This window comes from Prevotella sp. SGI.167 (assembly GCF_050313615.1).
In the GTDB taxonomy this organism is placed as follows: domain Bacteria; phylum Bacteroidota; class Bacteroidia; order Bacteroidales; family Bacteroidaceae; genus Prevotella.
The window spans coordinates 29,759-42,563 of the sequence record NZ_JBNPLT010000029.1; the positions used below are offsets into that span (position 1 = coordinate 29,759).

The 12,805-nt window shown below is 42.9% G+C and carries 4 protein-coding genes; 2 read left to right on the forward strand and 2 right to left on the reverse strand.

Annotated elements, in window-relative coordinates:
• Positions 1–162 precede the first annotated feature (162 nt).
• The gene (locus ACQRBJ_RS12820) at positions 163–4,023 is read left to right on the forward strand and encodes an AlbA family DNA-binding domain-containing protein (RefSeq protein WP_445303843.1); all 3,861 of its coding nucleotides are present in this window, start codon (positions 163–165) and stop codon (positions 4,021–4,023) included.
• A 149-nt stretch (positions 4,024–4,172) separates the two neighbouring features.
• The gene (locus tag ACQRBJ_RS12825) at positions 4,173–7,622 is read left to right on the forward strand and encodes a glycosyl hydrolase 2 galactose-binding domain-containing protein (protein WP_445303844.1); all 3,450 of its coding nucleotides are present in this window, start codon (positions 4,173–4,175) and stop codon (positions 7,620–7,622) included.
• A 135-nt stretch (positions 7,623–7,757) separates the two neighbouring features.
• Here the strand turns inward: ACQRBJ_RS12825 and ACQRBJ_RS12830 are convergent, their stop codons facing one another.
• Together ACQRBJ_RS12830 and ACQRBJ_RS12835 are read right to left on the reverse strand one after the other, a co-directional pair.
• A complete protein-coding gene (locus ACQRBJ_RS12830; RefSeq protein ID WP_445303845.1) occupies positions 7,758–10,151 on the reverse strand; it encodes a TonB-dependent receptor in 2,394 nt (797 codons plus the stop codon).
• A gap of 237 nt (positions 10,152–10,388) precedes the next feature.
• A complete protein-coding gene (locus ACQRBJ_RS12835) occupies positions 10,389–11,168 on the reverse strand; it encodes a glycoside hydrolase family 25 protein (RefSeq protein ID WP_445303846.1) in 780 nt (259 codons plus the stop codon).
• Positions 11,169–12,805 lie beyond the last annotated feature (1,637 nt).

A 12,805-nucleotide genomic window follows, 5' to 3' on the forward strand; every position in this document is an offset into this window, starting at 1 on the left:
TTCATACAACATAAGCACATATCCTGGTAGATAATCCTCATTTTCGTTATCATAGACACATCTTCTATTCCTCTGAGGGAAAGAGGAAGAAAAAAACAGAAAATAAGGAGGAAAGTCAGTTTTTTATTGTATCTTTGCAGCGCATATCAAAACTATTAATTTATGAACAACTACAAGAATATAACAGCAAAGGTTTTGCGAATAGATGAAGAAGAACATAAATTCGTCATCGAAGTAGAAGATAGAATCTATAAAGTAGCACAGATTGACTTCCAGAGAAGGCAACCTATGCCAGAAACCCTCAACTGCCTGATGGTAACCACCCACCTGGGCAAGGTTTTCATTGCCCAGAACATAGAACTCCTCATGAGGCAATATTATAAAGAAGACGATGAGGTAGACTTCAAGATAAAACTGACCATAGGTGACTGCTACCATCTGGAAGATCAATACGGTTTTACGGCCATACTAAAACGAGATACCGTCATCAATGCTGCTCTTACCCCAAGAGTAAGATGCAGGATTACCAAAATCCGCCAGAAACAGATGGAAGTACAACTGGTAGATGTTTTGGGCGCCGAGAAATCAGAATTTTCACTCTCCGACAAGGATTTCTGCGATATCATCGGCAATGAAAGCTGGAATACACCGGAATTCAGAAAACTGATGCTCGGAGATACCCCATCCGACATTTTCGACCTGGAATGCCTGCGCTGGATAAACGGTATTTCCAGCAGTCTGAATCAAGACGAACTACAAGAACAACTACAGAACATCCATGCCCGTTGCCTGGAAGCCCTTGAAAGCGAGAGCCTTCTGCCACGCTGCAAGGAAGCCGAGCGCATCCTGCTGGAACAACGATTCACGGATATCATCGAACTGATATCCTATTATATCCAAGCCATCGAAATCTTGAGAAACGGAACGGCAGAGGATACCATCAGCCATATACTTTCTACCCTCTCTACTTGCGCCTACATCTATCATCCACGCAAGCAGTTCTGCATCATGCAATGTATCTTCATGCTCGACTTCTCGATGATGGAAAAGCATATCGATACCATCCTTGCTACCCTTCGCAGCCAGGAAGTATACCTATGGAACAGAAAGCCATTCCAGATGCAATGGCTCAAACTGCTGCAGGGATACGTAGACAATATCTATAATCAGACCGACAGACTCTCCAGCGACCTAACCACTAAGGAGACGATGATACAGGTACTCATCATTGAACTGATACTGGGCAGAAATGCCACCCACAAGATTTACGATACTTCACTGAATCAGGCCATTCTCTACCGACTGGTTTCACTGATGAACGTGAGTGATCCAAACAAGACCCTACAGAGAGCTTTTCTCTCACTCTTTACCCAGGCAGAGTTTGATGCTGCCCTGCCTTTCAACAGTGATGATGCCTTCGTACTGTCCAATATGCTCTGCTCGCAGAACAACGATACCGTAGAAAGTTTTGAACCCGCCAAATATGAGAGTGACATGGCTTTGCTTTCTGTCAACGAGCAGGCCATCACCATCCAGCCAAAAGACCTTGACAGGGATAATCTCTACATGCCGCTTTCTGCCCGAATGGGACTCTGGCATGGTCTTTCCATCCGTCTTGACGAAAAGCCACCGGTAAAACTGAGAGGCAAGGTGGGTACTACCATCGAACACTTTAAGGAACTCTGGGAGTATATCAACCACTCTCTCTTCTCCAAAAAACGCAAGACATCCAAGAAACAGAACAGAAAACTCTATATAGACGATGAAACCGTAATCATCGTTACCAAACAGCTGCCCGCACAATACGTCTTCGAATGTAAGGTGGTAGAAGATGGTTGCGAGGGAGAAGGTACACTCGATGTATTGAACGATGTGGTATCTTTCTACCCTGGAGAAATCAATATCCAATCCTTTGAATATCAGGGAATGCCACTCATGCTGCGTGCCTATGTAAAGGACATAAAGAGTGACGGAAGCTATGTCTTTGCCATGCACGACATGATAACGGAATATGAAGACGACGTGAGAGTAAACGACCTTTTCTACAACTCCCGTCTCACCTGTCTGCTGTCTAACCAGGTGCCGGGCGTGCCTCGCATTCCGGCTGTCAGCAGCGAAGGTTTCTCTGTCTCCGTGGCTCCAGCTCCCGGCATGGAACTCAGCGACCTGAAGAAGGGCATGATAGTAGAGGTGGATAACATCACGGAAGGAAGCAACGGTTACCTCTATGCCACCTTCCTGCGGGAATCTCCTGAAAGCAGATTCGGAATTACCGAAGCCTTCCACCAGCTTATGCGCGGCTATGCCAACAACGAGGTATACAACCCTAAGGAAGAAAAAGATGAACTGGAAAATGCCGTCAGCATGAATCCGGTATACGTAGCCGAACTGATGGGAATCATCGATGCCAAGGCAACACTGGAAGAGGACAACATCAAGGCTTACAACTATCTCAACTTCTGCCGTTTACTAGCCATCATGCTGGACAGCAAGGAGCGCGTCAGCTATTACGACAGTCGTCTTACCCTGCTGGAACTCCTCAACGACTTTGCTGCACTGGACAAGGTGGATACAAAGAAAATCAATCTTATCGCAGAGACAGAACCGGAACTCTTTGAACGCAATGCCATCCTGCGCCATGACTTCATGCAGCTGCGCATCATCGGCTGCCTGGACAGTGAGGAACATTACGAGGAACTCTATCGCTGGAGCAGCCTGACGGAAGATCCACATCTTCAGCAGCTGGCATCGCTCGTACTCTCCCACAACTTCGTGAAGAAATCGGGACTGCTCACCCAGGCGGTTGATATTCTTGACAAAATCCGTGCGCTGCTGAAGCTGCAGAAGTCTTCTTCCAACAAGAAGAACTATGGCAAGGAAGACTTCCATACCGAATTCAAGACCTCTATCATCTACCCGGAAAATTCCATGCGAGCAGATGTCGAGGCACAGACCATCAAGATCATGCAGGAGATTTGTGCCTTCCTCAATGCCGAAGGCGGTCATCTGTATCTTGGCGTATCAGATATCGGTTACGAAATGGGTCTGGAAGAAGACCTGAAGAATACGCTCTTCAAGGGTTCAAGAGATAAATATGAAACATACGTCAACAACAAAATGGTTTACTATCTCGGACAGGAGGGGGCTCACTATGTGCATACCCACTTTGATGAGGAAGTAAGCAACGCCGTGCTCATCATCGACATCGAACCATGCCCTACCCCAATTTCTGTGGGCTACGAATATTTTGAGCGTATGGGAACTTCAGCACGCAAGGTAAACGAGAACTATAGAGATAAGTTCCTCGCCATCAGAAAGCAATGGGCTGAAGAACATATTCCGCATCTGGCTGTTGCCTCTGCACCGGCTTCAACAGCCGAACCAACTCCACATGAAAAGGAGACAAAGAACAGCAGCCGACTCGTGGAATCGGCTCCTATCACCGACCATATCCAGACCTCGCGTTTCCGCAACAATGTGCTCCACGACTATGAGGAAGGTTATCGTCCGGTCACAGCTGTTATCTGCCTGATGGATACCGATGAATATAAGGTTCTGGATGACGATGACTGGCAAGACTATCGACTGAAGCTCGCCGTTCACGAAGACGAAGAAGATGGATGGCTCATCCTGGTATACGAGAGCGGCAGGGTATGCAAGGTTTCCATGGCCGAACTGCTGCAGCGGGAACGTGGCAGAGAGTTTAAGCGTTATGCTGGCGAAAAACTCATCTTTGCTTCCATTGCTACAGAAGCCGATGCGGTATGTGTAGGTTTCATCGACGGCAAGTCAAACCGCTATGTAAGATTTGACGACTTGTCAAAGTTCGAACACTCCAAGATGCAAGCTGAGGGTACCCTCCCTATGGATGTACCAAACTCCGGTGTTCACTACGTAGAAGTACTCAACAAGGATCTGGTTCCTATAAACAGAAACATAGGCAGAAAGACCATTGGCTGCATTCTCAAGACTGCTGAAGGCAGGAGATGTATGGAAGTTTTACCCGACTGCAAGATGAAATAAAACATAAAAGTGCAATAAAAAATCAGCAGATATGCATTTTTTTTGTAACTTTGCAGAATAAAGCTAAAAATGTAGTAAATAATTATATTAATAACCTAATGAAAAAAGCAGTTGTGTTAATGGCCTTACTTAGCCAATCCTTAAGCATGATGTATGCTGATGATCAAGCCGGGACAAGGGGTATCGGACAATATCCTGGACGCCCTTCTCAATTTACGGCTCCAAGAATGGTGAAGGACAACACCTATCGGAACATAGCATTGAACCGAATGGTATATACTTCATCCAATGCAGATTTCAACCTTACGGGACATCTCGTAACGGACGGTATCATCACCAGTAAAGCTCCTTCGTTCCTCAGTGTGAAAACCAATGAGGGCGAACTGTCCAACCGTGACAAGGAGAAAATGATTGACGGCAATACGGTTACGAGCCAATATATCAAAGGTGAAAATGCATTTGTAGAGTTTAACTGGGAAGCCATGACGGTGAATCTCAAGAAATTGGAATTTACCGGTGAACTGGCTTTCTATAAGGATAAGGCTTCGCAAGGCTATACCATCCGGGTGATGGGCTCACACAATGGAAAGAAATGGGAAGTCCTGGGAGAAGAAAAGGGTTCTGACCTTCCTGGTGTTGCTACCAAGCAGCAGGTTAGTTCCGACCCTAATAAGTTCCAGGACGTAGTGAAACTCCCACTTAGAAAATTAAATGTTTCCATCCCGCTGAAGAAACCTGGCAACTACGAACATGTACGCATCGAGTTGATTATGCCGGGTGCTGCCTGGTGGCGTATCAAACTCATCGACAACACCACTTCATGGCGTCCGTCCATGCACTTCTCCAGCGTCTGGAAGTCGGGCTTGGCAAATAAAACAGATGCCAAGGCTCAGTGGCTCTATGTAGATTTGGGCACAGAGGCAGACTTCGACCAGGTGAATCTCTTCTGGGTGAACAAGGCTCGCCAGGGCAAGATTCAGGTATCCAATGATGCCAGGAACTGGAGCGATATTGCAACCCTGGGACAGCAAAAAAAGAAAGGGTTGATAGAAAAGGTGGCTTGCAAAGGTCATGGCAGATATGTTAGACTGCAGCTTACCGAACCGGATGCATCCGGACACTATGCCTTATCTGAAATGCAGGTAATGGGTAAGGGTGGCCTGCGTGCAGAAACTGCCAATACGCTGGCTTCAAAGAATGGCAAGCAGATGCTCAATCAGTGGCAGTTGCGCCGAGAAGGAAGTGATGTCTGGATTCAGGCTACGGTGCCTGGTACTGTACTCACCAGCTATATGAATATCGGGGCAGTGCCTGATAACCGCTTCGATGACAACATGCGTCAGATTTCTGAATCGTTCTTCAACTCTGATTTCTGGTATCGTACCACCATCGAACATAAGCCGTCTGCCAACAAGCAGCAGCATACCTATCTCAACTTCGATGGTATCAACTGGAAGGCTGATATATTACTGAACGGCGAAAAGATAGGTAGAATTGATGGTGCCTTTATCCGCTCTCGTATCGACGTAACCAACTTGTTGAAACCAGGTTCCAATAAGTTGGAGGTACATGTCATCAAAAATGCTCACTTTGGCGTTGTGAAGCAGAAAAATCTCCAGAACACAGACCTGAATGGTGGAGAGCTGGGTGCTGACAACCCTACCTTCCACGCTTCTATCGGCTGGGACTGGATAACCAATACACCAGGTCGTGAAATCGGTATATGGAATGATGTCTATCTTACCCATGACAATGGCGTAAGTGTTTCGGATCCTGTGGTTACATCAACCCTGAACTTGCCTGACACCCTGGCATCAATGACCCCATCTGTCTTCCTGCAGAATGCAGATGCCGTGGCTAAGACCGTGAAACTGGCTGGTTATATCGGCAAGATCAAGTTTGAGCAGGAAGTTAGTCTGCAGCCAAACGAGAAGCGTGAGGTTTCCTTCGCTCCTACCGACTATCCACAGCTCAAGAATCAGCGCATGAATCTCTGGTGGCCTAACGGTTATGGTTCACCTTATTTATATGATGCCGGTTTCAAGGTATCAGACAAGGCTTCCGGCGAAATGATTTCTGAGGTAACCTATAAGGCAGGTATCCGACAGATGAGCTATGCTGACCTGGAGACACAGACCAAGATCTACATCAATGGCAAGCGACTGAACCCACTGGGCGGTAACTGGGGATTCTCGGAAACCAACCTCAACTATCGTGGACGTGAATATGATGCAGCAGTACGTTATCATAAGGAGATGAACTACAACATGATTCGCGACTGGGTAGGTCAGATTGGCGATGAGGAACTTTATGAAGCATGCGACAAGTATGGTATCATGGTATGGCAGGACTTCTGGCTGGCTAACCCATGGGACGGACCAGATCCTGATGACAACAAGATGTTCCTGGAAAACTCAGCTGATTACATCTCCCGTATCCGCAACCATGCCAGCATCGGCATCTACTGCGGAAGAAACGAGGGATTCCCTCCGGCAGCAATTGACAAGGTATTGAGAGAACAGGTGAAGGATATCCATCCACAGTTGGGATATATTCCTAGCTCAGCCGACCTGGGTGTGAGTGGACATGGTCCTTATCAGATGAAGTCGCCTTCATTCTACTTCGCTAACCAGAGTCATAAATTGCATTCAGAACGAGGTATGCCGAATGTTCCTACCTTCGAATCGTTGAGCAGAATGATGGAACCGGAACATCTGTGGCCACAAAGCGATGCATGGGGACAACATGATTATACATTGAAGGGGGCTCAGGGAGGTGAATCTTTCAACAACATCATGGAAAAGCGTTATGGCAAACCTCAGAGTGCAGAGCAGTTTACCAAGTGGGCACAGTGGCTCAACTATGATGGCTACCGTGCGATGTACGAGTCTTCCCAGCAAGATCGTCTCGGTTTGCTCATCTGGATGAGTCATGCCTGCTGGCCAAGCATGGTATGGTGTACCTATGATTACTACTTTGAGCCAACAGCCGCTTACTTTGGTGTGAAGAAGGCTTGCGAACCATTACATATCCAGTATAACCCAGTGAAGAAGGTTGCCGAGGTGGTTAACTTCGCTGGTGGTGCCAAGAATGGTCTGGTTGCCAAGGCTCAGATCTTTGATATGTACGGAAAGCTGCTCAAGGAAGAAAGCAAGGAAGTGAACGTGGGTGAAGACCAGACCGTAGATGCCGTTAGCGTTAGCGAACCGGATGAGGAAGTTTACTACATCAAATTGAGCCTGGAGCAGAACAGCCAGATGATTTCAGACAACTTCTATGTACAAGGCAAGGAAGAAGACAACCTTCAGGCACTCTCCAAACTCCCTAAGGCAACCGTTTCCATCAGCGGCAAGCACTTCGTTCAGCAGGGTGAAGAGTGGATTGGAGAAGTAGAGATCCGCAATACTGGCAATGTTCCTGCCCTCCTGATTCGCTTGAACCTGAAGGGTGGCGATGGTGAGCAGATACTGCCTGTCATCTACAGCGACAACTACTTCTGTCTGATGCCGGATGAGTGCAAGATAATCAAGGTATCTTATCGCGATGAGGACGGAAGAGGTCAGGCACCATACGTAGAAATAACCGGTTTCAATAAATAATCATTGAAATCCATTGAATCATAAACAAGACGCTCTGCAAGAGCAAAAGCATGATTATTCTGATGCTTTTGTCTTGCAGAGCGTCTTTTCTTCTACTGCAAAAATAGTTTCTTAGTGAGTTGAGACAATTATCATCTAAAATAGAAAACTCAAATCTACACCACATTGAAATGGATTGCCACGCTGCGCAAAATATTCGCGCTTTCCGGTTGCGGCATTGTCTACAGCAAAGGTATTGTAATTGGTGTCTGTGAGGTTCTTGCCCCATAAGTTCAATTGCAGGATGCCGAAATCGAAGGCAACATGAGCACCCAATACGGCATAAACATCCTGACTATAGGTATTGGCATTATCCCAATAGGTTTTGCCCTGCATGTTTACGTTTGCTCCGAAAACCATGTTACGCAAGAAACTGGAGTTGAAGTTAACACGAGAGTCTGCCATGGCACAAAGGGTATGCATCGGAACGTATGGCACACGCTTGTCTTTATAACTAACCGCATTCTCACCTTCACCGTCAGTATATTCATCGAAGACAGCATGAGTATAGCCATAATTCAACATCCAGTCGAGCTGACCATTGGCAAGTTGGCCTCGCAAAGCTGCCTCAATGCCACAGCTATGACTCCTGCCGGCATTCACCATCATTCTACCAAATCCATAGTTGCCTGCCATCACTGAGAGTTGCTGATTTCTTACCTTCATATAGAAGGCACTCAGGTCGAGATGAAGAGCATGATTGAAGAGATTGAGATGAGAACCTACTTCATAATTCCATGAAACCTCTGGCTTGTATGATATCGTCTGGTTCACCTTCTCATAATCCTCGGCAGTATGAGGCACATCGTAATCACCACGCAATGCCTGCTGACGATTGGCATTCAATTCCGTCTGAAGGATATCGCTGAACATCTGAATATTATAGCCACCGGCACGATAACCCTTACTGATATTGGCATAGATATTACTCTGCTGATCATCAAGACGATAAGTAATACCAATCTTTGGAAGGAACTGGCTGTAATCATCATTCGTCTTTTCATCCAGAGCACTTCTAAGCGTATAGGTAGCCTTCTGCCCCATCATATTTGCTGTCATTGCCATATAGGCAGACGACTGATAATGAATGCCCGTATGCAAATAATCATATCGCAAGCCCAGTGTTGCCACCAGACGGGAAGTAATATCAAAATTACTCTCATGATAGAAACCGAGATTGGTCTGCGGAGTATGATAAAGTCCAGGAGCACCCATGCTGACACCCATGCTGATGCCTCCAGCCTTCTCAATGGCAGCACTGGCAGCAGCCTTGGCTGCCACTTCCGGCATTCCCTGCGCCATCATTTTCTTAACCATCGAAGCATGAATGGCAGTATACATCTGCTGCTGGATTGCATTGCCAATCGGAGCTGTCATCGCATCATCGAAAAAGACCGGACCGTTGGTCTTCAACCATTGCTTGGAGAAAAAGCCACCTACTGTCCAATGCCAGAAGTCTCCCACTGCCTTGTTGCTCTTCAAGGAGAGTTCCTGGGTAAAGGAATTCTGCAATTGTTCCTGTAGGATATGCATGTAGTCGGCAGAAAGATAATCCTGATCCATCAACATACGGTCCTTGACATACTGATAGCTGGAAACGGAAGTAAAATCATATCCCTTTCCGGTATATCCCAGTTTCAAACCTGTTATCAGGTTATTTCTCAGATACGTTCCTGGGAAAGTAGAAGCAGGAAGGTCTGCCTTCCCCGTCTCTAAATCAAGCTTTCCATAAGGAAATCCATTCTGGTCAACATACTGATAATTAGCAAGAATATCCATCTTCCAACCCGAATCAAAACGGGTCTTGAGAAGCATCTTGCCTCCCGCTTCGTTATATTGATCCGAACGGTCGCCTGTATTGGTATTTCGGAAGAAACCCTTCTGACCCTCATAGAAACCTGCCAGAGAAAGAGCTACATGCTGATTGAACTTCTGATAATGAGCTGCTTCTACATTACGAAAATACTTACTACCATAGCTAAGTCTGATATCTGTACCTTGATAATCGAAGGGATTACGGGAATACATCTTGACCAATCCACCCTCGGTATTCTGACCATAAAGCGTGCCTTGTGGACCACGAAGCACATCTACCCTACTCAACTGGTAATTGTGGAGATTAAAAGCCGACTTACTCATCACCGGAATACCATCGAGATAAAGACCAATAGCAGGACTATTGACACGGCTTCCTATTCCTCTGACATAAACAGAGGAAGAAAGACGGCTACCATAATTTGGCATTACAAAATTAGGAACAAACCGGGAAAGATCACGTAAATCGGATACTCCCATCTTTTTCATCAAAGAGCTACTCAGCGATGTACTGCTGAGTGCCTGCTGTCGGAGACGCAACACCTCCTTTGGCTGTGATACGACCACTACTTCGTCAATATCGAACACCTTGCTGCTGTCCGATAATGCCGTATCAGCTGAAATCGGTAAAGCAATGCCTAAACCAGCCATTGCCATCATCATTTTATAATTCATTTTCTCTTATATTTTTCCGCATGATTCAAATTCGGGTGCAAAGGTACGAAGAATATCGGAAATGAGAAATCCTTATTTATTAGGAACTGGCCAGCACAGAAAAAATGTGAGCCCCTTCTGCTACATAGCATAAATAGTGAGAGCTCCCATCTCCTCTCTCTCTCAACTTCCTGTTTACATAGAAACATGTTTTCATGTTGTTATCCGTAATAGTAATAGTAATCTTCTTGTTGAAGTTTATTTAAGTCTGATATCATTTATACTTCTATTTTTAGAAAATCTATTCAGGTCCACCCAATTCCAAATACCCGGTACTCTTCCATGGCGACTAAATTGCCAGATGTCGTAATGAGGTTTGCCAGGTAGTACAGGCTCATGATTATAGCTGGCTATCCAAAGATAATAATTATCGAATTCTGGACTCAGATAATCCTTGAAGTAACTCTCGCTACAATATATAATAGGTGTATGTCCATAATAAACCTTGCAAAGTTTGCAGAAAGTTTTTAATAACAGTTGAATCTCTATTTTACTCATTCCCTTTGTACCATCATCCTCTGCATCTATTACGGGGAGCAAGTCTTGCTTATCTTTATCATATACGGAACGGAAATTTTCAAACTGTAAGGCTGCAGGAGCCTTGGAAAGGAAATGATAAGATCCTACAGGAATGCCACTTTCTCTGGCATTCTTGATATTCGATTCGTACCACGGATCTTGAATGTTTGTTCCTTCTGAAGATTTTATATAGATAAATTGCAAGCGCTTGATTTTACCCAATTTATCCCAATGAATTCTGCCCTGATGACGCGAGATGTCAATTCCATCATAGCTGCCAGAATATTCACCAGTGGTAAGATCGTGGATAGGCCATTGCTTATCAGATGCTCTCCTTATGAAATAAGATGAAATCATCCGATATGCTTCAAATCCGATAATAAAAGTAAGGACAAGACCGAAGGCTATATAGCATAATCGCTTGCCCATATTATTGTTTTTTCTTTTTCTTCTAACCATGAATTTTACATAATATGTTGCTTCAAGTAACAAAGGTAATGAAAATAAGAGAAATACCAAAAGAAAATACCATAAAACTAATTTCTATTTTATTAAAAGAGCATGATATGATATCTTTTCTTGCTAAATCAGAAGGATACGCCAGGAGCTAATGACTTATATTTAATGTAAACATTTAAACATGTTTGCATGTAAGCATGTCTGTACATCAATATTTATAGCTAAAACTAACTCATCATAGAAGATATAGGAAAGAATGATATTAATGGATATAACACTATTGAAATGAATATCTACAGAACTGTTTACTAAAAACTACGAAACCATTTACTTATATCTACGAATCTGTTTACCAAAATCTACGAAATCATTTACCAATAACTACGAAAACATTTACCTTATCACGGCTAACCTGTTAAGTATCAAATATTTACAAAAGTCATAAGATTATAAAAACATAATTGAAACTTATAAATAAAGAAGAAAATTAAGAAACAGACATAATGCCTTGTAAATCAATTCTTTACGAAAACAATGTAAACGGTTTCGTAGATTTTGGTTAATCAACTTAAACGAATTAATATCTACGAAACCATTTACCTCAAATTAGTTTACACGTTGAAAATTAGCTAAATACAAACTTAACAAAACTTTTCATGCATGATATTCAACACTATAGTTTATTAAAAAAATACTTTACTATTATATATATAAACATCTGTATATCAACTCATTACATAGTTATAAGTAAATACTTTCGTAGATGAATTTAAGGTTGAGATTCAGGTAACCAAAATACTTCTCAGAATAATTTCCATATTCAAAAGACTTCTACACAGCTCTGATAATAATAGAAAAGCTATCCAAAATCAGTAATATCTACGGAACTGTTTACAAAAAACTACGAAACTGTTTACTTATATCTACGAAACCGTTTACCAACAACTACGAAACTGTTTACATACATCTACGAAACCGTTTACTGGTAATCTACTAATTCTCTGGTTTTCATTACATTACAGAATCCCTAATTAAATAATCTAAGTAAATTCTAATTATAAAAATAATTTTTGTTTTAAAAGAATATACCTAAAGTACTGAATATTAAACACTTATAATATTTTCGGTAAATGATTTCGTAGATTATGATAGTTTAAAAAGATTTGGTTAACTATGTTTTGTGCTTTTCGATAATAAAATGTAGACGATATCTTTTATATCTACGAAACCATTTACGCTAAATTTGTAACTATCATAATACCAAGGAGTTACATATTACTCGTTGATATACTATTTCATAGTTATCGTGATTTTAATTATAAAATTATAATAATGATAATTGCCTTAATATCAGTAAGATAAGCAATGTTAGGTAAATAGTTTCGTAGATATAAGTAGTTAAAAAGCTACTACATCTACGATACTATTTACCTGGATGAATGTAACACATTGATAAACAGCAAGATATATAATATAAATATTTGTCTTTTGATATCTTACGTTTCTAAAGTTTATATTTTAATTTTCTTAACGTGCTAATAATTAGTAAGTTATATATAATTAGGTAAATGGTTTCGTAGATATAAAAAGAATCGCAGACATGGTATTTAATGTCTGCGACTCTTGGTTGTATGCTT

Excerpts from the sequence above, each read along its gene's own strand:
- ACQRBJ_RS12820 (WP_445303843.1), top strand. The coding sequence starts at position 163 with ATGAACAACTACAAGAATATAACAGCAAAGGTTTTGCGAATAGATGAA.
- ACQRBJ_RS12825 (WP_445303844.1), top strand. The coding sequence starts at position 4,173 with ATGTATGCTGATGATCAAGCCGGGACAAGGGGTATCGGACAATATCCT.
- ACQRBJ_RS12830 (WP_445303845.1), bottom strand. The coding sequence starts at position 10,151 with ATGAATTATAAAATGATGATGGCAATGGCTGGTTTAGGCATTGCTTTA.
- ACQRBJ_RS12835 (WP_445303846.1), bottom strand. The coding sequence starts at position 11,168 with ATGGTTAGAAGAAAAAGAAAAAACAATAATATGGGCAAGCGATTATGC.